The sequence below is a fragment of the Marinomonas sargassi genome, from assembly GCF_025716875.1.
Classification (GTDB): Bacteria; Pseudomonadota; Gammaproteobacteria; order Pseudomonadales; family Marinomonadaceae; genus Marinomonas; species Marinomonas sargassi.
Window position 1 is genome coordinate 32,035 of sequence record NZ_JAOVZB010000001.1, and the last position, 20,618, is coordinate 52,652.

Below are 20,618 nucleotides of genomic sequence, written 5' to 3' on the forward strand. Positions count from 1 at the left end.
ACAGTATAATTTTTTTATCTTAATGTTTTTTCTATCCTTTTCGATCTACTCATAACCATGGTGTCAAAGCCGAGAATATCAAGTTGGCCGATCATTCCAAAGAGCATCAATTAGCCCTGAATACCTTTCTATACGAGACTGGGTTGCGGTACGGACTAAGGACACACTGCCCCATAAGGTAAAGTGCTGTTTTGCCCGAGTAATCCCCGTATAGAGAAGCTCTTTCGTTAAAACAGGAGATGGTTGCATAGGCAATAAAAGCGCCACTCGTTCAAACTCCGAGCCTTGGGATTTATGCACCGTCATAGCAAACACACTTTCAAACTGCCCCAATCGACTTGGTAGCAAGCCCGTAAATGAACCATCAGGTAACATAAACCACACCCTCAGACGACCACTATCATCTGCTTTACACAAACCAATATCACCGTTAAACAAGCCGAGTGCAGCATCATTGCGAGTTAGTATTACCGCCTTTCCCGGATACCAAACATGTAAGTCTTGAATGCGGCCACGCTGGTAAAAGTAATGTTCTAATTGCGCATTTATTTTTTCAACACCAAACTCTCCTTGTCGTACCGCGGTGAGAATCTGGTAATTTGAGAACACCTCATACAAGGCTTCAATGTCGACATTATCTCGAACTGCTTGCCAGTACTCATCATAACCTTGGGCTAAACGGGCAATATCAGCTTTTTTCTGGCCTACTTTAGGTTGGCACCACTCAAGGTCAGGATAGCCAGCATCAAGACTTTGTATCACCGCCCTATCGTCCCCTGCGTTCATCGCTTTCGCTAAATAACCAATGCCACTTTCCGATGAAAAACGATAACTGGTTCTAAGCAAAGTTAATGAGCGACTAATCGCTGGGGCATTGGCGTTGGCAAAAGGTAAAATCGCCTCCTGCGTGAGAGTTGATAAATACTCCGCCCATTGGGGTAAGAAGTAAGCATTCTCAATGTCATAGGACAAATCACCCAAAACACTTCCAGCCTCGACAGAAGACAATTGATCTTTGTCCCCCAATAAAATCAATCGAGCGTGAGTTGGCAAAGCCTCTATCACTTTTGCCATCATTGGCAGGTCAACCATGGACACTTCATCAATGAGCAATAGATCCAAATGCAAAGGGTTCTCTTTATTATGCTTAAAACGACTACGCCCGAAATCGCTGCCTAGCAAGCGATGCAAAGTACTGGCTTTTTCTGGAATCGAATGCTTTATCTCATCATCAAAAGGCAATTTACTTTTCGCCTGAGAAATGGACTCGGTTAATCGTGCGGCTGCTTTCCCTGTAGGAGCAGCAAGCCCTATTCGTAATGCTTCCCCCTGCTCTTTCGCTTGCGCCACTAAAAGCGCTAAAAGCTTAGTAACTGTTGTGGTCTTGCCCGTACCCGGGCCACCACTGATAACAGAGAATGGTAGGCTAGCCGCATTTGCCACCGCGACCTTTTGCCAATCAATATGTTCAGTTTTTGTTGAAGGTGAAGCAGGAAAAAGCTGCGTTAACAGAGATTCACTTACCACATAAGGCGAAGCCGATAATTGTTGGGTAAGATAATTCAGTACCTGTTGCTCATATTGATAGTATCGAAATAAATACAAACGTGTGCCGCTTAACACCATAGGGCAAGGTGCTATAGCACTCTCGCTAAGAGTCTGAGGTGAACATACCAATCGGCTTTCTGACAGAATCTCGCACCATTGCTGAGGTGATCTAATACCTGCGTTTTTCAATGTAAGTTGCCAAGTATCTAGACTCTTTTCTCGGCTCCCTTGTTGGCTCACATCGTCCAATAAAGGTGTTTCCCAAATATGGGACAGATCAATACAAATATGCCCCTCACCAAGCTGGGCACTGCACAAGGCACCTGAGATTAAAACAGCTAAGCGAGTTTCGCCAATATGACACGCTAACTGCTCTATCCAGTGCAAGTCGACGGCACGTAATAGGCCTTCTTGTTGCCAACCTAACAGCAAATCATTACTTGAGTTAGCAGCCTCGTTTATAAGCTTAAAAGAGTCCATATTGCACAACTCCTTCAGCCAGTTCTTCTTCGATTTTCTTTACATCCGTTTGTTCAATTTCACCCTCACCCGAAAATAAGGTGTCCAAGGCATTCACATGTTCAAGGCTCAATCGGCTTTGAAAAATACCCGTTGTTTGGCCCAATTTCATACCTCGTAAAAACAGATAGAAAACGCCGCCTATATGTTTCTCATAGTCATAGTCTGGTAGGCGTTGCTTGAGAAGACGGTGTAAAGCCAGTGTATATAACTGATATTGCAGATCGTACCTGTGGTCTGCAATCGCCTCACCTAAGGCTTCATCTTCATAATTTGCAAAGTCATCACCTAGGTAGTTCGACTTATAATCCAGCACATAGTAACGGCCTTGCCATTCGAACAGCAGGTCAATAAAGCCCTTCAACATCCCCTTCAAAGGTCGGTCTTGTATGCTTGGGGCATGTCGAGATACCTTGTCGTGTTCCCTCGCGATGCCATCCAGTTGTAGGGCATTCATGCGATTTACAGGAATAAAAAACTCTAGCTCTTTACGACATTGGGATGGCTGTAATTGCCCTAGCGTCATAGAGTCAAACAATTCGGTGTTCACCATATCAGGTAACCATTCTGACAAAACACTCTGCCATTCAGCAAAGCCTTTATTCTCATAAAAGTTTGCCATATCAGTACTGTATTGCACTTTAAGTAGGTCATTAAAACTTGGCTTGTCGAGCGTTTTTTGTAGTGCCTTACCTTCAAGCACATCGTGCAAAAAGGTTCCCGGTGTTGCCCCTTTAGGGAAGGTAAAACGGCTCTGTTCTGGATGGGGCAAAGCTTCACTAAAATCCAATTCCGGCTCAGAGACCAATACGCCTTCATCCTGACCCGGTATGCTTTCATCGTGATGAGCTTTGTCTTCCACCACAAGGGAAGAATAGCTCCCAACCCACCAATCTCGCTCAATCGAACCTTGGAAATCGCGTACTTTCGGTTGTGTTATTTCTTCCTGTTCCATTTTAAATCGAGGCAGTTCAGGCGCTTCATTTGGCAACTCCACCAGCTGCATTTGCGGGCATCCTTGTTGATTTGAGTCAGGTTCACAAAGGCGGCCTAAACTAGCAAGTAGGTCACCTGCTTCCATTTCCTCACCTTCTGCCACCAATGCACCAACACCACTAAGGTGCACATTTAACACAGCCGACTTTGATGCACTCGCTGCCTTGCCCACTTCCATAGCACCAATAAAGCAGGCTTCTTTTGATCGTGTTAGCGCCACATAGGCCAAACGAATTTCTGCCGCATACAACTCTTCTTCATGTTGCGCTTTTTGCTCTTCATCTGGATCAATCGCAATCCACAGCTGTTCATTATCATCGTGATATAAAGCCGATGTGCCTTTATTGCCATAAGGTGTAAAGGCAAATGGCAAGTAGACAATGGGATACTCCAAGCCTTTACTCTTATGTATGGTCACAATACGAACCAAATCTGCATCCGTTTCTAGGCGAATTTTCTGATCATCACTGTTGCCATTGGGGGATTGTATGGACAGCCTTAGATAACGAAGCACACCTTCTTTGGAATCTAACTCAAGTGACTTTTGCTGCAATTTTTCGGTGAGATGAAGGAAGTCCGTCAGACGTCTTTCACCGCCAATTTGACTGAGCATGTGACTAGCCAGCGATACGTCTTGCATAAATTCACGTAGCATTGGCAATAGCCCTTGAGTCTCCCAAATAACCAAATATTGGCGGAAAGCCTCTACCCACTTTTCGTACACCACGTCATCATGATTTAAGGTATCTAAATCTTCTAAAGACCAAGCCACTAAACTGGTCGCCAACGCAGAACGCAATTTACTTTCTTGGCCATTAGATAAAATGGCGGTCAACACAATCAGCAATTCACGGGCTTCCACCGTTTCAAACACTGAGCCTTTATCACTCAAGTAAACACTGGCGATACCTCTTTGTCTTAAGGCTGCTTTCAAGGCATTGGCTTGGCTAAAGTTGGTTACCAGCAGAGCCACATCCTTGGGTCGTACACCTTTTCCAGCTACTAGGGCTGAACCTTGCTGACCTTCGAGCAGTAACTCATGCAAATGGGCAGCACAGGACTCTGCCATTTGTTGTCGATAAACGGCAGGCGTCACTGGATCATCAGAGTTTAAATATAAAAACTGTAAGGCAGGCTGGAGCAAATCTTGGCGAATAAAGCGACCTTCTATGCCTCGATCCTGCACCTTCACAAAAGGAATACCAGATACCCTAAAAGGTTCACTTTGCGTAGTAAATAACGTATTCACAGACTGAACCATGGCCGCTGACGAACGATAGTTCGTCGCTAATGAGTACACGCCATTCACATGTTTTTTAGCGGCTAAATAAGTGTAAATATCTGCTCCACGAAAGGCGTAAATTGCTTGTTTCGGGTCGCCTATCATAATCAGACCAAGGCTATTCTGATCCGTTTGTGCTGGCTGATATATGGTAGAAAAAATACGATATTGAACGGCGTCCGTATCTTGGAACTCATCGATCAAAGCGATGGGGTAAAGGTGGCGAATTCGCTCAGCTAATTTACCTGCTTCATCTGCTGCAAGCGCGGTATCTAATGAGGTTAATAAATCGGTAAAAGTAAGGGACTGTGTATTACGCTTCCAGCGTTTCATGCGCTCTTGGGTTTGCTGCCACAATTGAGCGAGAAGCACCGCTTTTAGCCGCCCCTTATCAGGGAAACTTTCCCGTAGTTGATGTACCAGATCAAACAGCTCATGGGCAGGTAAAGCGCCATTTTTTGCTAACCGAGAAGCATGTTCATAAGTATCAAACTTGTCCACACACTTATCGAGTTCAAACCTTGGTGAGCTTGCCCAGCGAGTCATGGCGGCAATGTCTTTACTTGGATCTTTGCGCCAGAAAGTGCGTTTAATTCCACTTTTTTCTAACGCTTCAATTACCTCGTCCGAGCGAGAAAGCCATATATTTTTCACCTTTGCCATCAATGACTGAGCCTGAATCAAGGCTTCTTGCCAGTCATAATTTGGCACGGCGAGCTGGGCATCAGGCTGATTGTTTAATAACAACAAATCTTTTTGTAAGGCTTCTGGCCCTGACCATATTGGCAATATCAAGGAGGCTTTCACTTCATCCATTGGATAAAATACGCTACGCCAAACGTCTTTTACCGCCATAGATAAAGGTGCTTGCTCATCCGTTTCAATAGTTTGCTGGAACAGCATTCGGCTCTCGAAAGCATTTTGGCTCAACATGCGCTGACAAAAACCGTGAATCGTGAAAACTGCGGCTTCATCCATCTGCTTTTCAGCATAGAGGAGCTTTTCTATGGCATCGGCTTGTTGTGCTTTTGACATAGTCCCCAGCCATTCGCTCAGGAACACATCATCACTTTGCCCTTGCAATAAAGCCTTACGAGCAACGCGAATACGTTCACGAATACGCGCCTTTAGTTCAGCAGTAGCGGCCTCAGTAAAAGTCACTACTAAGATCTGATCTACCGTGAGGGCTTTGTCTAGATCACCCTCTTGCCCTGTCGGTACTAATAAGCGCAAATAAAGGTTGGCTATCGTGTAGGTTTTACCCGTTCCTGCACTGGCTTCAATTAGGCGCTTCCCAAACAATGGAAAACTTTGTGCGACTAACTTTTCCGGAGCTAAAGAGCTTTCTGGAGTTAATAAAGTTTCTTGAATCAAATCGCTCATTTCACTTCCTCCAGATGCCTGTGCAGAGGCAACCAAACACTTTCACACAAACTCATAAAGGTGTCTTTCTGGGGAGATAAATCTGGGTAATAGCGCTGCCAATAGGCATCATCCACTTCACTACTGGAAAAAGCACTGCTACTTTCTTGATAAATTTTCAATGCGGATTCCCATGCCAGCTCTGGGTTTTCAGCTGCTTTTGCTGAGCAATAGCTTTTACACCATGCATCGGCACTTTTGGCAGGTAAAGCCAGCGGCAAGCACAAACCTTTTTGTAATAACGCCAAAATCTCGGACAAATACCCTTTGGCATCTTCTGGCAATAAAGGCAGAAATTCTTGAGTCACTATGCCCTTTTTGGGAACAAGGTTGATTAAACAATGGCGCTTAGGGGTTCCTTGGGCACTTAATGCCAAATGCTCAATCCACGTCAGCATTTTTTGATGGGCAGAAACATCACCCACTCGGTAGGAAAGGCGGATATGACCACTCGCCATTGGTAACCATGCTTGCAAGGTAAAGTGACCTAACGATAAATTCACTTCTATGGGCGGAGTCTCTTCTACGCCGTAACTGTTTAGCTCTGCCAATAATTGGCGGCAGCTGTCGATATTCTTCTGTAAAGATAAATGACCGATGGCGCCATAGGGCAAAGCACCCGTTAGCGACAACTGCTCTAGAAAACGTTCTTCATTTTTCTCCAACATTGCATTGAGCAGGGCTTCGCGTAATTGGTAGCCCGCTAACCCATCCAGAGCGAACGGTTCATCTTCGTACTCTTCTTCCTCTCGCAGAGTCAAAAAAGCCTTTAAGCGGCGCTGGGTAAAGTAGCGCGCAGGGTGATTAACAAATCTCGATACCTCATCCAATGCCAGCTCTTGTTTCAGCTGCTCTAAGCCTTCCAACGGTTGTAAATTCTGACAGGCCTCTTCTTCTTGATTGGTCAGTAGCGCAGGTAGCCATTGCTCATCGTAACTGTACAAGCGCTTATCCGCTGACACAGTTTCATGCTCTTTCCCTAAATAGTAAGATGCGTTAAAAGGCTGCAAAGGATGCTCAAGTATCAACTGTTTCAAAAGAGACTTTTGCGCCTCTTCTGGCGGTAAAGAAAGGTCCGCCTCATAAGCACAACTTTGGCCGATATATTCCAGTAATTCACTGGCAAGAATAGAAGGGTTCTTTTCACTGTTGTCTTGAATACTGCGGCCAACATAACTGATATAAAAACACTCCCGCGCCGACATAAGGGCTTCTAGGAAGAGATATTTATCATCTTCTCTTCGGCTTCGATCGCCGCTGCGATATTGCCCCACCATGAGGTCAAACCCCATAGGTGCCACACTACGAGGGTAGTCCCCTTCATTCAGGCCTAAAACACAGATAACTTTAAACGGCACAGAACGCATTGGCATCAGGGTGCAGAAGTTCACTCGTCCAGCCAGAAAACGCTGGCTACCTTGAGACTCTTGCAGCATAGGTGTGAGTAATTGGCGCATCACTTGTTGGTCTAACGGTGCATCAAAGTGCGCCATCTGCCATTGGCTAATCAGGGTATCAAGCTGCTGCCCAAGCAAGTTTAAGAACACATCGTCTTCGGGTAATTCAAAGAAGCGTTCTGCTAAAAAGTGCAAACAAGTGGCCCATTCTTTAGGAAGCATTTCTGTCATTAAGCGAGCTTGCGCCTCATTAATAGCCACTAAGAAGTCCGCTAGTTTACCCGCTATAGAAGCCTCTAAACCTTCTACATCACCATAACTTAATGTGCCTTCCCATATGTGGTCATGCCCCATGGCATAGCCCAACAACATACGGCGAATACCATTTAGCCAAGTATGAACTTCTTGTATCGGAAGATCGTGCTGCTCAGCAGTACTTCCATCCAAGCCCCAACGTACGCCAACTTCTGCTGCCCATTGGCGAATGCGTTCTAATTCTTCCGCTGTTAAGTCAAATCGTGCCAACACTGCTGGCACCTCCAATACACTAATCAACTCAGAAAGCGTAAAACGACTTTCCCCTAAACCCAATAAATAGAGGTAAGCGTCGACAATTGGGTTTTCCATTCCCCCAGATTGGTCAATCAAGGTGAATGGAATCTGCTTCTTCGTGTTGCTTTGGTCTTTAACTTGGGCAAAAGCAGTTTGACCGAAAACGGCTTTCACAAAAGGACTGTAGGCATTTACATCTGGCAGCATCACAATCACATCTTTAGGTGTAAGCTGTGGATTCTTTTCAAACATATCCAAGAGCTGATCGTGCAGAACTTCCACTTCTCGCAGAGGGCTGTGACACAGATGTACACGAATACTGTCATCCCCTTCCTTTATAGGGTGACGATATTCGGAAGACGTTACCTTAGTATCTCGATCTTGTTTTGAGCCATGGTTTTCAAGACTTAGCACATCTTGCTGAACATACTGGAGTAAAGAGCTTTGCTGACCTTGAGAAGAGCCTTCGATATGGCCTTCGTTAATTCCTTCAGAATAGCCTTGGATATAGTCTTCAAAAATGGTTATTTCATTGTTCGCCATTTCTTGCAGTTGGGCAATGTAATCACGGCCTAGTCGCCCCCAACTGGCCAGTAGTGGGTTGGCATCCAGATGCAATGTTTCCACACTTAAATTCGGCTTTGCGTTGCTTCTTTTTATCTCTCGGCCTAAATAATGTTTATCAACCACATCGCCCCAATAAAAACGACAAGGGTTTTGCAAAAATAAGTGCACATCAATCCAACCAGACTCAGCCAGTACCCGCAGTGACTCCAAAGTATTGGGTGGCATGGATGACACGCCAAAAATAAAGATTCGCGCTGGCACCCCAGCTGGACGAGAGGATGAGTTACAAGCTTCCTGCAAAGCCTCAATCAAATTTCCCCTATGGTACAAAGAGGTGCCTTGTTCGCTAACATCTGCCACCAAATCACGCCATAAAATAGCCTGCCACGCCTGCTGCTCAAATAATGAGACTAAGGCTGGATCTTCAATATGATTGGCCTCCCAAGCCTTTATCCAATCGGGTCGGTAGACAAGGTATTGGTCATAAATATCGGCAATATTGCTGCATAACTGGAATCGCCTAACTTGCGTGTCGTCTTCCTCTAGATACCACTTTAGAGGCTGAAATTCAGACTCCTGAAGACGAGAATCTAATAAGCGCATTAAACGCCAGACTAGAAAAGGTTTATTAAACTCACTTTGCGAGGGAATATCGTCTAATGCGTGGGAAAAGGTTTGCCAAATAAAAGTAGAAGGCAGAGGGAAAGCTAAGCCCGCTGAAATAGAGTGGGACTGGGCAAGAAAAATCTTTAGCCACTGGGCCATACCCGGGTTTTGTACCAGTATGTGCTCATCATCAAAAGGGTTATCCGGCGGTGAAACGGCTAAAATTTTTGCCAGTAATACGGCCAAATCTTCTAGGCGATTACCAGTATAAAGTTGAAACATGCACGCATCCCGCTATCCGCTAAAAACAATCTATGCATGATACCTTAAAATTCGACAACAGAATGAATCTAGATTTAGTAAAAAGGGACTTTGATAAAGAATAACGCAGGAAGAAAAAGAAGTGATCTGGTGGAGCTATGCGGGATCGAACCGCAGACCTCTTGCATGCCATGCAAGCGCTCTCCCAGCTGAGCTATAGCCCCAAATCGCGGTAGATTTTATTTGCGCTCTGTTATGGAGTCAACCCCCTTTGTACCCCCTTATATTAAAAGGCTATTGGGGGTACAAAACTTCAGAAAATATACTCTGCAATAAAAAGCCACAAAACTCAGTCTATTACACACAAAACACACACATAACGAATAAAGACTCTAAGTAAAATAACTGTCTTATGCACTTTTTATACGGACGACTCACCTACCAGTTTTTCCTCCAGTGCTACTTATGACTTTTATCTAGATGAAAACAAGGTACTCAAGGATGACTCTACCAAACGTTTTTAATGACCTAATGATGGCTCAACAACCTATTCTTACTCGGAAAAAAGAAAATTTTGGGTACGAACTTCTGTTTAGAGACAATACATTAAATATTGCCGATATGAGCAATGGTGAAGCCGCCACAAGCCAAGTTCTCATCAATCTATGCACTGGTATTTCAGAGCTAGAGTCTCACATTAAAAAGCCTTTTTTTATTAATATGACCACAAGCTTGATTCTGTCAGATGCTTTTTTTCCTATTGAGCCCAATACCGTCTACCTTGAAATTTTAGAAGACCAAAACCTCACTCCAAGCTTTTTTAAAGCCGTAAAAAAATGGCATGATGCAGGGTATAAATTTGCCCTTGATGATTATCAATTTAGTGAAGCATATGAAGCTTTACTGCCTTGGGTATCCATCATCAAGGTGGACGTTTTAGCAACTCCGCCCGAGGACTACTCAAAGCAAATTCGCTCCTTAAAGAGCAAAGGGTTGATACTGCTAGCTGAGAAGGTGGAAAATGCTGACATGTTTGAACGCTGCAAAGAAGCAGGCTTTGAGCTGTTTCAAGGTTACTTTCTTCAACGCCCTGAAGTGATAAAAGGTAAAAAGGTAGATTCCACCACCCAAGGTGCTATAGAACTAATCAACACCATTCAAGACCCTAACAGCAGTATCGATCATATCGCTCATTTGGTTACGAAAAACCCCAAGCTCTCTTATCAGCTATTACGTATTATCAATAGCCCCGCCTGCGGTATTTCACGCACTATTAAGTCCATAAAAGAGGCCGTTATTTTTCTGGGTTTAGTGCAACTAAAAAAATGGGCCATGCTAATCGCCTTCACTTCTTCCTTCGGTAAGCCCCACCCTTTTTTAAAGGCTCTTCTTACACGCAGCCGTTGCTGCCAGCTATTAGCTGAAAAGAACCAGTCTGAAAATGCAGAATCCGCGCTATTAGTAGGCTTAATGTCTGGTATAGACGTCATTCTCAATATTGAAAAATCCATCGCCCTAAAACAAATATCACTCGATAACAATCTATTGGAAGCAATCACAGAACATAAAGGTGAATTCGGCCAATACCTAACAAAAACCCTGAGCTGTGAAGAGCAAAATTGGAGTGCTTTGGAGTCACTCTCGAATAAGGAAAGAGCTGATCTGAATAACTCCTTTCTAGAAGCTATGATATGGACTGACGAGGTCATGGAATCCATTCGTTAGTCCGTCAACGCCCAACCAACAAACTTAAAAACAAAAAAGCGATGACTTATTTTAGCCATCGCCTTTTTATTTTATGTCTGTTTAAACAAAATTTTTAGTGATCATCCACACCATAAAGCGTGTAATCAGGAAGGTCTTCTTCTTTGGGAATAGGAGTTGAGCGGCCAGTTTCATCAATGGCTACGAATTTAAAAATACCTTCCGTTACCTTCTCACGGGCACCAATACGATCTCGGCGAACCCAAGCTTCTACCAAAATTTCCATTGAAGTACGGCCCGTCGCTTCTACTCTTGTGTAGACACCCAAGATGTCACCTACCTTTACTGGGCGAATAAAACTCATGCCATCAATGGCGACCGTCACAACACGTGATTGCGCACGCTGCCCTGCACAAATACCCGCCGCGATATCCATTTGAGACATAACCCAGCCACCAAAAATATCCCCTGCAGGGTTAGTATCAGCAGGCATAGCAACGGTTCTAGTCGTTAAACGGCCCTTTGTCTTTTCTTCAAATTCTGGCATAACCTGCTTTTCCTTTACTTCATTAGGGTAAAAATAGAACCTTATTCATTAAGCACAAAGCATACCATAGGACACAGGTCCTCTGAATAACTTCAAGGGCAATGCTGACGTATTCAAGAGTGTTCTATATGAGGCTAGGCAAACGCCAAATGTGAGATCAAATGGAGGCATCGAGCCATTTCGTGCACCTAGAATCAAAACATTAGAAATATAGGCAACCAAAAAATCTGATTACGCATTAAACAAAGCGCTAGGAGTTGTTTGAGTATTAAGAAGTGAAACGTACAAGAAGAAAGTTGAGATGCTTTGAAAAGTTACAGGCATAAAAAAGGCACCATAAATGGTGCCCGGGACCGGAATCGAACCGGTACGCTCGTTAAAGCGCAAGATTTTAAGTCTTGTGTGTCTACCAATTTCACCACCCGGGCATATCTGATTTTGGAGGCCGGAGTCGGAATCGAACCGGCGTACACGGAGTTGCAGTCCGCTGCATGACCACTCTGCCATCCGGCCTCTATCAGAAATCTTCTTTTTGGAGCGGGAAACGAGGCTCGAACTCGCGACCCCAACCTTGGCAAGGTTGTGCTCTACCACTGAGCTATTCCCGCGTCTCAAAAGACGGTGCCTATTCTATGTATTTGAGCATCTACGTCAAGGAAAAAATCCAAATAAATAGCTTACTTAGACAGTTTTTTACAATCTGCTTAACTTTTATCCGTCTCTTGTGATTTTAGTTCTGGCCATGCCGCTTTCAAATAAACATACATTGACCATAAAGTAAGCAGTGCCGCGATAATCAAAACCCCCTCACCAATATAGGCATAAAAAGTATCTGGACGGCTGCCTAACAAAATAAAGATAGCGACCATCTGCATCGCGGTTTTTAGCTTACCAATATAGGAAACCGCCACACTCGCACGCTTACCCATTTCTGCCATCCATTCACGTAATGCCGAAATAACGATTTCACGGCCAACAATAACAGCGCTGGCTAAGGTTAATAGCGGGTTAGCGTAACTTGCGACTAAAAGAACCAAAGCTATGGATACCATAAGCTTGTCGGCCACTGGGTCAAAGAAAGCACCAAAAGGCGTCGATTGATCTAGCTTTCTTGCTAGGTAGCCATCTAACCAATCTGTAATCGCCGCTAAAGCAAAAATAGCCGCGCAGGCATGGTAACGCCCTTCCCAAGGTAAATAATAAATCACGACAAGAACAGGTATCATAAAGATACGAATTGAGGTCAAAATGTTTGGTATGTTCATTCGGTTCCTAATGTGTAGACTAAATAATGACTCTATATGACAAGCTTAACTTTTATGGAGGTAAAGATAAATTTCTTCTGCTTTTTTAACGCCAATTCCTTTTACTTTGGCAATATCTTCTTGACTGGCTGCTTGCAGTTCTTGATAACCTCCAAAGGCGGTTAACAGTTCTTTTCGCCTTCCCGGTCCAATGCCCGGAATCTCTTCCAATACAGAATGTCGGCGCTTTTTGTCTCTTCGTTTACGGTGACTCTTCACAGCAAAACGGTGGGCTTCGTCTCGAATGTGCTGAATGAGGTGTAAGGCAGCTGAATCAGGAGGCAGTACCACTTCGTCTTCTTTAGAGCCTATGTACAAGGTTTCAAGACCCGGTTTTCTGGTGTCACCTTTGGCAACCCCAAGTAAAAAGATATCCACCAGCCCTAACTCTTTTAAAACCGTCTCAGCTTGGGTTAATTGCCCTTTACCGCCATCGATTAATAATACGTCTGGCGGGTCAAGCTCACCGCTTTTCACTCGTTTATAACGACGAGTTAAGGCTTGCTTCATGGCACCGTAATCATCACCCGCTTCTACCCCTTCAATATTGAAAGAGCGGTAACGCTTTTTATCAGGCCCATCGGCACCGAATACCACACAAGAGGCCACGGTAGCTTCACCGCTAGAATGACTGATATCGAAACATTCCATGTGGCTCGGTGGCTCAGCAAAGCCCAATAACTTCTGCAAAGCCGTAACACGGCTAAAGTGATTTCGTTTATCTGAAAGGCGTGCTTGCAAACCTTGCTCAGCATTCAGCTTTGCCAAATCCAGCCAACGGGCCCTTTGCCCTCTGACATTGGTCACCACTTCGATTTTCTTTTGAGTGGTTTCAAAAATACCTTCGACCAAGGCTAAACCATCTTCTAGTTCATGACTGACGATCAGTGTTTTGGGGAGCTCTTGAATACCGCCTAAATAGAACTGGGCAATAAAAGAAGACAATAAATCGCCTTCTTGTATTTCGATGGGCATTTTAGGGTAGTGACTTTTACTGCCCACTACTTTGCCTTTACGAACCATCATCACATGTACACACAAGCCACCGGGCTGGATAATCGCGGCAATCACATCCGCCTCACCTGACTGGCCATAAACATACTGCTGCTCTTGCACATGTTTGAGCTGAATGATTTGATCTCTTAATTCTGCGGCTCTTTCAAATTCCATGTCCGCTGCTGCATCACTCATTTGAGAAGTAATTTCTGCGGTTAGCTCTTGGTCTTTTCCCTGCAAAAACATGCGGGCGTGACGAACATCCGCGTCATAGGCTTCATCACTAATTAAGCCCACACAAGGGCCTGAACAACGCTTTATTTGATACTGCAAACAGGGTCTTGAGCGATTAGCATAGGTACTGTCTTCGCACTGACGAACTTTGAAGACTTTCTGCATAGTATTCAGGCTTTCTTTTACTGCACTGCCGCTTGGGAATGGCCCATATAAGGTGCCTTTATCAGATTTTTCACCGCGACGGAAAAGCAAAGCAGGATGATGGTGATTGGAAAGCAAGATATAAGGGTAAGATTTATCATCCCTTAACAAGATATTATAGGGTGGCCTATGCTGTTTGATGAGCGTTTGCTCAAGCAACAAGGCTTCCGTTTCACTTTTTGTGACCGCTATTTCAATCGTGTGGATACGACTGACTAAGGCCATCGTTTTGGTTGTTAGGCCTGTAACACGAAAATAACTCGCTACGCGATTTTTTAAGTTCTTTGCTTTACCAACGTAGAGCAACTCGCCTTTGTTATCGTACATACGATACACGCCCGGGCGAGTGGTTAGATTGCTAACAAAGTGCTTGGGGTCAAATTCAGATTGGCTCAAGTAGACTCCGTTCCTTTAACCCATACCCAAAACGTTATAACGCACTGCTAAATGCATTAACTCAACATCGCTCTCTATATTAAGTTTGGTGAAGATACGTGTACGGTAGGTGCTGACTGTTTTTGGACTAACATTTAGAGAGTCTGCAATTTCATTAGACTTTTTACAGTCGACAATCATTTGCGCCACTTGTAATTCCCTATCCGATAATTGACCAAGAGGTGAGCCAGCATCATCAATAGAAAATTTAGACAACGCCATTTTTTGGGCAACGGTTTTGGAAATATAATGGTCGCCCTTAGATACTGTCTCCATTGCCTCTAATAGCTCTGAAGTATTGGTACCCTTAGTCAAATAGCCTGACGCCCCTGCTTCGAGTAATTTCACTGGATAAATGTTGTCATCCAATGCAGAAAGGGCAATGATTTTAATCTTAGGAAGAATGCGCTTAATCTCTTTGGTAGCACCAAGGCCGCCAATACCCGGCATATGTACATCCATCAGAATGATATCTGGTACTAGCGTTCTTGCTTGAGCGATCGCTTCTTCGCCGCTGTTTACAACACCGACCACATCAACGCTATTCACATCTTGAAGTACTCTACTGATACCTTGGCTAACCACATCATGGTCATCTACGATCAAGACTTTTAACATAACTACCTCATTGGTTCTTAATAGTAGGAGCCTGTTTCACCTACACTGCAATATTTTTACCTGATATTAAGAACACTATTCAATATGATTTTCTATTCTGGAAGTGTTTCTTTGTAACCCATTTCCATTAATTTCTTCTGCGCTATTTCTCGATAACGAGTTCTCACCCCTGTGCCTTGGGTTTTCTGCGTGTAATACAGTAATGGCGCAATATCATCTTCTTCTAAAGAAAGCGCTTTCGCTATTTTACTGGTCAAGTTATTCAGGTTGACCGTTTGTTTATTTTCTATCATAACCACTTTGGGTATGACTAAACGCTCACCAGCAATAACACGATCGACAATAGCTAAATAATTTTGTTCAAAGAGAGGCCAAGAAACTCTTTCTTCCTCAGATTTCAATTTATACCAATCCGTTTCTGAGCCTGCAAAGAAAACCGCAGGATGACTCCACTTATAGCTTAAAGGATCTGTTCGACAAGCACATGCTTCTAAATAAGCAGCTCGTGGGTTAGCCAAACCGTATGCTTTATAGGCGGTACTAATTAACTTCAAAAACTCAGATATTGTTGGCGGCCAAGCGTATTCTTCTTTGGTACGTTCAACTGCATACGCCAAAAGCGGTTCCTGAAACCCTTTTAGCGCCACTGCCCACTCTCGCTTAGCTAATTTCACTTCTTCTAACGTACTGTATGCCGAGGCAAATTTGTGAGTGTAAATCGCTTTAAAGCGAGCAAAAATCATATTTACTAGAACACGAGTTTGTTGCTCCGCTTCCGTCGGACCAGACTCTTGCCCTGCACTCTTACCTTGATACGCGCTGTTAGCGTAATCACCAGTCTGTGTCGTGGATGTTTGTGAGTGCGTCGCTAACTTGTTCTCTAGAGGTTTTATTAAATTTTGTACTGCTTGAGGTTCCTTCATATGAAGACCTATCTGATTGTTTGTATTGCCACTGGCGTTTTACATATTTAAAGAATTCGCTATTCCAAGTACGGACATTTTTGCGCTGCTCTTTGATTCTTAATAAAAATTCAGTCTGTAGAGACAAAGCAAATTCGCGAGTAATGCCCGCTTGAGTAATTTGTTCTATGGTGGCTTCTTCTGGCAGCCATTGATCTGGTTGTCTAGAACGTTCTTTCTGCTCTAGGTACAAATCAAAATCTGTCACGCCTCGACGATCATTTGTAGTGGGTACAGGCGGCGCATCATATTGCCTCTCAACCGGCTTAGCTGCGTAACTATTTGGTTTATCATTAAATTGTGGTTTAGGAGTAAATTGCGGCTTAGGCGTGAACTCCTCTTTTTTCTCACGGGAGGCTTTATGCAACCGATCCATTTTATCCATCAAACCATCGTTTTGTACGCTTACATCTGCCGTTTTGACATCCGCCACTTTATTAAAATCTGCTGTCGTATTAGAAGCCGATGACAAATGTATTTCCAACACTTCATTATTACGTTGAAAGCTTAATAGCTGACTAATTTGCAAATTAGCCAACTGACGCATCACCATAGGAACAGTCCAAAACGGCAACTGGGCACATAAGCGGCTGATTTCAACTCTCAAAACACTCGTATTAGATGAATATGCCTGCTGTTTTAAGAAGGTCAGCAAGACGGTTTCTTCGAGCCCAATTTGAGCGGCGGTTGCAAATGAAATGGGTAAAAGGTAATCGTTATCCAACATGACTCTCGCTTTGAATAGGTATTTCAGCAGTTTATCAAAAGCCGATGACATAAGCACCACAAGCTTTTATGACTGGTTGCGAATTCATCATAAAGTATCATCAAGCTAATACTTTAAATAGATACTTTTGGGGTTATCTATCTTTACAAAAGTCACTAGAAGCTTTTTTGACGGCTGCCATAACAACTCCTATGCTGAATAAGATGATGAAAGATTTCATCATAACGATAAACATTTGCCACAGGGAGTAAATACATATGCATACCACTCAAATATCTGGCCAACATATCGACATCACCCCAGCTATAAAAGAGCATCTTAATGAAAAGCTCGCCAAGCTCAGCAAACTAACCGATCAAATCACTTCTATTAATATCACTCTACTAAAAGACAGCAAGTTTCAAAAAGCTGAAGCAACTCTACATTTACCCGGTAAAGATATTTTTGCTGCTGCGAGCTCAGAAAATCGATTATTCCATGCCATTGATGCCATGGTAGAAAAGCTCATTCGCCAAATCAGCAAGCACAAAACCAAGCACAGCACTGCTGGAACAAAACATAATATAAATTTATAAAAAAACCTTTAGTAGGCTACTCATTATTAGCCAAAACACTTCATGAAAAGCAAAGGCTGCCTGATAATCAGAGCGTCTTTGCTTTTTTATTGGCTATATACACCTTTCTTAATAACAAAGTCAGATTGTCACTTGAAATTTGGAACTTTCCACCGCATATTACATCCAAGAGATAGTTTTAAAACCTTAGAGGAGTAATACCCATGCGTTACACAGAAGCCCTTTCGACACATACGTCACAAGCGGCAAATAAAACGCTTCGTAATACCTACGGATTGTTGTCGCTAACTTTATTGTTCAGCGCCTTTACTGCTGGCTTAAGCATGGCAATGAACCTGCCTCATCCTGGCCTTATTATTACCTTGGTTGGATTTTATGGTTTGTTGTTTTTAACTCACAAATGCCAAAACAGCTCAATGGGCATCCTTTGTGTATTTGCTTTAACTGGTTTTATGGGATTAACGCTAGGCCCAATCTTAAGCGCTTATTTAAGTATTCCTAATGGCGCTAGTATGATAATGAGTGCGTTAGGTATGACAGGTCTTTCTTTCCTAGGCCTTTCTGCTTATGCCGTTATCACTCGTAAAGACTTCAGCTTCTTGAATGGCTTCATCACAGTAGGCTTTTTTGTTCTATTGTTTGCCGTTATTGCTGGTTTCTTTGTACAAATGCCTGCGCTGCAAATCTTCATTTCAGCGGGTTTCACTTTGTTCTCAGCGGCTGTAATTTTGCTACAAACAAGTGAAATTGTTCGTGGTGGCCAAACTAACTACATCATGGCAACAGTGACCTTGTATGTATCCATCTACAACATGTTCCTAAGCATTCTGTCTCTGCTTGGCATGGCAAACGACGATTAATATCGGTTTGTTAAAAAAGGCCGCTCACAGCGGCCTTTTTTTATTTGTACATTTTGTTAAATACTCGTTTTAGGCTCACTTTATAATGCAATACACTCTGCTTATTACAGGTTCCCCCTACCAAACCAAGGCATGCCATACGGCACTCCGCTTTGCTAAAGCAGCATTAAAAAAGTACCCAGAAAGTATTAGAGGGGTATTTTTTTATGAAGACGCCGTTCTTATTGGCAATAACCTAAGCCAACCTCCGCGAGACGAAATTAATCTGTTGAAGGAGTGGCAATCTTTATCCGAGCAGCATAATACGCCTCTATATCTTTGCATTGCAGCAGCCGTAAGGCGCGGTATTCTCAGTGAAAGCGAAAGTAAGCGCTATGAGTCAAAACAACACTCATTAGCGGATCATTTTCAGCTTGAAGGTTTAGGCACACTCATCGATCTCATGAATTCAACAAACAAAGTAATTCAGTTTAGGTAAGCCAATGACACATACTTTAATTCACCTGAGTAGCAGTCCCTACTCAAGTCTAAGCTGCAAAGAGGGTTTGGACCTCGCTTTGGTTTTGGCAACTTTTGAACAGCCAGTTGATTTGTGTTTATCCGGAGCCGCCTTAGCATTACTGGTTAGCAACCAAGCACCTCTACCAGAGCACGGCAAGAACCTACACAAGCTTTTAGATGGGCTAGAGATGTATGACATTGAGAATATTTATATTGAAGCAGGCAAGCTTGAAATAGAAAGCGGTAAGGCTTGGTCAGGAGTAACAGAACTAGACAAAGCTCAATGGGCAAAACTTTTTTCAAACTACCAACAGGTTTTCCGCTTTTAATTATGACTTTACATCAAATCAATAGATTAGCTTACCCATTATCCACAGAAACGACTTGGCAAGATTGCTTACAAATAGGCGATCAAATACTGCTTATTGAAGAAGGTATCTTGCGAACACAGCAAAACAAAGTTGAGTTAGAAGCGCTATTAGCCAGCAAGCAGGTAACTCTCTATTATTTACAAGCAGATGCAGATGCCTACGGAATCATTCCCTCTATTGGCGAAGCTTTATCAGAAGAACAATGGGTTGATACAACTCTCTCGGCAGAAAAAAATATCAGTTGGTAACAGGATGACAGACAATACGCCCATGTTAGATGAGGAAGGTTATCTATTAAACTTAGACGACTGGACTCCCGAGTTAGCAAATCAACTCGCAAGTGAATTAGAAATAGAGCTTACCGATGCCCACTGGGAAATTATCCATTTACTAAGGGACTTCTATCAAGCTTTCGAAGTCTCACCAGCTATGCGTCCTTTAGTGAAAGCCGTCAGTAAAAAGCTGGGGGCAGAAAAAGGTCGTAGTATTTATTTAATGAGCTTATTCCCCGGCAGCCCACCCAAATTAGCTGCAAAAATTGCAGGCTTACCTAAGCCAGCAAACTGCATTTAATAAATACCTATAGAAATCACCAACACAAAAAGTGACAGAAATAAAAAACGGAGCCAAATTATCTAGCTCCGTTTTTTTTATCATACGATAAGGAGTTAACTAGTATTTACCATACCATTCTAGCTTTTCTTGTAACGACACCACTTCCCCTATAATTAGCAGAGCTGGGGATTTCACCTCATTCTTAACCGCTAACTCATAAACACTACCGATTGTAGAAGTAAAAACTCGCTGATTTTTAGTCGTGCCTTTTTCTACTACAGCCACAGGCATAGTAGGCGACATACCAAACTTAATAAGAGAAGCACTGGTCTCTTCTAGCCCAGTTAGCCCCATATAGATCACCAAAGTTTGCGCTGGATGAACCAACTCTTCCCAAGGCAAATCCGTAGTGCCATCCTTTAAATGACCTGTTAGAAAACGGACAGATTGGGCATAATCTCGATGGGTTAAAGGAATACCGGCATAGGCAGCACAGCCTGCTGCTGCGGTAACACCCGGAACCACTTCAAAAGGAACACTTTCTTGAATAAGCTCTTCTAACTCTTCTCCACCACGGCCAAAGATAAAGGGATCTCCGCCTTTTAAACGAACAACGATTTTATTTTCCTTCGCTTTAGCAGCAATAAGAGCGTTAAGTTCATCTTGCGGAAGACTATGCATGGATTTCGCTTTGCCCACATACATTTTTTCTGCCGTTTCGGGAATTAAATCTATTATTTCCTGACCCACAAGACGGTCATACAACACCACTTCTGCTGTGGTTAATAATCGGTGAGCTTTTAGTGTCAGCAACTCTGGATCGCCGGGACCTGCACCGATTAAATATACTTTGCCTACCATTATTATCTACCCAT

General features: G+C 43.3%; 17 protein-coding genes and 4 tRNA genes. 7 read left to right on the forward strand and 14 right to left on the reverse strand.

From position 1 onward, the window contains the following. Positions 1–78 precede the first annotated feature (78 nt). From recD to OFY17_RS00175, 4 genes are all read right to left on the reverse strand, one after another. Positions 79–2,028, reverse strand: a complete 1,950-nt coding sequence (gene recD / locus OFY17_RS00160) for an exodeoxyribonuclease V subunit alpha (RefSeq protein WP_263528668.1) — start codon at positions 2,026–2,028, stop codon at positions 79–81. Continuing rightward, positions 2,015–5,728 carry an exodeoxyribonuclease V subunit beta gene (recB, locus tag OFY17_RS00165; protein WP_263528669.1) on the reverse strand — a complete coding sequence of 1,238 codons (3,714 nt, stop codon included), beginning with the start codon at positions 5,726–5,728 and terminating at the stop codon, positions 2,015–2,017. Before recB ends, recD begins: the two co-directional genes overlap by 14 nt. Continuing rightward, the gene (gene recC, locus OFY17_RS00170; RefSeq protein ID WP_263528670.1) at positions 5,725–9,171 is read right to left on the reverse strand and encodes an exodeoxyribonuclease V subunit gamma; all 3,447 of its coding nucleotides are present in this window, start codon (positions 9,169–9,171) and stop codon (positions 5,725–5,727) included. The genes recB and recC overlap by 4 nt, the downstream gene beginning before the upstream one ends. A 127-nt stretch (positions 9,172–9,298) precedes the next feature. Beyond that, positions 9,299–9,374 (reverse strand) — tRNA-Ala (locus OFY17_RS00175). A gap of 277 nt (positions 9,375–9,651) precedes the next feature. Here OFY17_RS00175 and OFY17_RS00180 point away from each other — a divergent pair. Further along, positions 9,652–10,875: an EAL and HDOD domain-containing protein gene (locus OFY17_RS00180; protein WP_263528671.1), complete on the forward strand. Its 1,224-nt coding sequence runs from the start codon at positions 9,652–9,654 to the stop codon at positions 10,873–10,875. A 94-nt stretch (positions 10,876–10,969) separates the two neighbouring features. On the opposite strand, the gene OFY17_RS00185 is transcribed toward OFY17_RS00180, so the two are convergent. The 9 genes from OFY17_RS00185 to OFY17_RS00225 form a co-directional block, all read right to left on the reverse strand. Next, positions 10,970–11,401, reverse strand: a complete 432-nt coding sequence (locus OFY17_RS00185) for an acyl-CoA thioesterase (RefSeq protein ID WP_263528672.1) — start codon at positions 11,399–11,401, stop codon at positions 10,970–10,972. A 341-nt stretch (positions 11,402–11,742) separates the two neighbouring features. Continuing rightward, positions 11,743–11,829: transfer RNA gene (locus OFY17_RS00190), tRNA-Leu, on the reverse strand. Positions 11,830–11,840: 11 nt separating this feature from the next. Next, positions 11,841–11,914, reverse strand: a tRNA-Cys gene (locus OFY17_RS00195). A 20-nt stretch (positions 11,915–11,934) separates the two neighbouring features. Further along, positions 11,935–12,009, reverse strand: a tRNA-Gly gene (locus OFY17_RS00200). A gap of 96 nt (positions 12,010–12,105) precedes the next feature. Next, positions 12,106–12,666: a CDP-diacylglycerol--glycerol-3-phosphate 3-phosphatidyltransferase gene (gene pgsA / locus OFY17_RS00205; RefSeq protein ID WP_263528673.1), complete on the reverse strand. Its 561-nt coding sequence runs from the start codon at positions 12,664–12,666 to the stop codon at positions 12,106–12,108. 45 nt (positions 12,667–12,711) lie between these two features. Continuing rightward, a complete protein-coding gene (gene uvrC, locus OFY17_RS00210; protein ID WP_263528674.1) occupies positions 12,712–14,535 on the reverse strand; it encodes an excinuclease ABC subunit UvrC in 1,824 nt (607 codons plus the stop codon). Positions 14,536–14,550: 15 nt separating this feature from the next. Next, a complete protein-coding gene (locus OFY17_RS00215) occupies positions 14,551–15,192 on the reverse strand; it encodes a response regulator (protein ID WP_263528675.1) in 642 nt (213 codons plus the stop codon). A gap of 92 nt (positions 15,193–15,284) precedes the next feature. Next, entirely contained in the window at positions 15,285–16,115 is an 831-nt protein-coding gene (locus OFY17_RS00220; protein ID WP_263528676.1) for a replication protein P, read from the reverse strand. Continuing rightward, positions 16,024–16,932, reverse strand: coding sequence for a DnaT-like ssDNA-binding domain-containing protein (locus OFY17_RS00225; protein WP_263528677.1), 909 nt, complete (start codon positions 16,930–16,932; stop codon positions 16,024–16,026). Before OFY17_RS00225 ends, OFY17_RS00220 begins: the two co-directional genes overlap by 92 nt. Positions 16,933–17,138: 206 nt before the next feature. Here OFY17_RS00225 and hpf point away from each other — a divergent pair, with 206 nt between their 5' ends. The 6 genes from hpf (at position 17,139) to OFY17_RS00255 (ending at position 19,761) form a co-directional block, all read left to right on the forward strand. Beyond that, complete coding sequence (gene hpf, locus OFY17_RS00230; RefSeq protein WP_263528678.1) at positions 17,139–17,456, forward strand: ribosome hibernation-promoting factor, HPF/YfiA family; 318 nt, start codon at positions 17,139–17,141, stop codon at positions 17,454–17,456. 203 nt (positions 17,457–17,659) lie between these two features. Then, positions 17,660–18,316, forward strand: a complete 657-nt coding sequence (locus OFY17_RS00235; RefSeq protein WP_263528679.1) for a Bax inhibitor-1/YccA family protein — start codon at positions 17,660–17,662, stop codon at positions 18,314–18,316. 85 nt (positions 18,317–18,401) lie between these two features. Beyond that, entirely contained in the window at positions 18,402–18,794 is a 393-nt protein-coding gene (tusD, locus tag OFY17_RS00240; protein WP_263528680.1) for a sulfurtransferase complex subunit TusD, read from the forward strand. A 4-nt stretch (positions 18,795–18,798) separates the two neighbouring features. After that, a complete protein-coding gene (locus OFY17_RS00245; protein ID WP_263528681.1) occupies positions 18,799–19,146 on the forward strand; it encodes a DsrE family protein in 348 nt (115 codons plus the stop codon). A 2-nt stretch (positions 19,147–19,148) separates the two neighbouring features. Further along, on the forward strand, positions 19,149–19,436 hold the full coding sequence (locus OFY17_RS00250) for a DsrH/TusB family sulfur metabolism protein (RefSeq protein ID WP_263528682.1): 288 nt from the start codon (positions 19,149–19,151) through the stop codon (positions 19,434–19,436). A 4-nt stretch (positions 19,437–19,440) separates the two neighbouring features. Then, positions 19,441–19,761 carry a TusE/DsrC/DsvC family sulfur relay protein gene (locus tag OFY17_RS00255; protein ID WP_263528683.1) on the forward strand — a complete coding sequence of 107 codons (321 nt, stop codon included), beginning with the start codon at positions 19,441–19,443 and terminating at the stop codon, positions 19,759–19,761. A 99-nt stretch (positions 19,762–19,860) separates the two neighbouring features. On the opposite strand, the gene cobA is transcribed toward OFY17_RS00255, so the two are convergent. Beyond that, positions 19,861–20,604 (reverse strand): uroporphyrinogen-III C-methyltransferase, encoded by a 744-nt coding sequence (gene cobA / locus OFY17_RS00260; RefSeq protein WP_263528684.1) that lies wholly within the window; start codon positions 20,602–20,604, stop codon positions 19,861–19,863. Between the last annotated feature and the right edge of the window lie 14 nt (positions 20,605–20,618).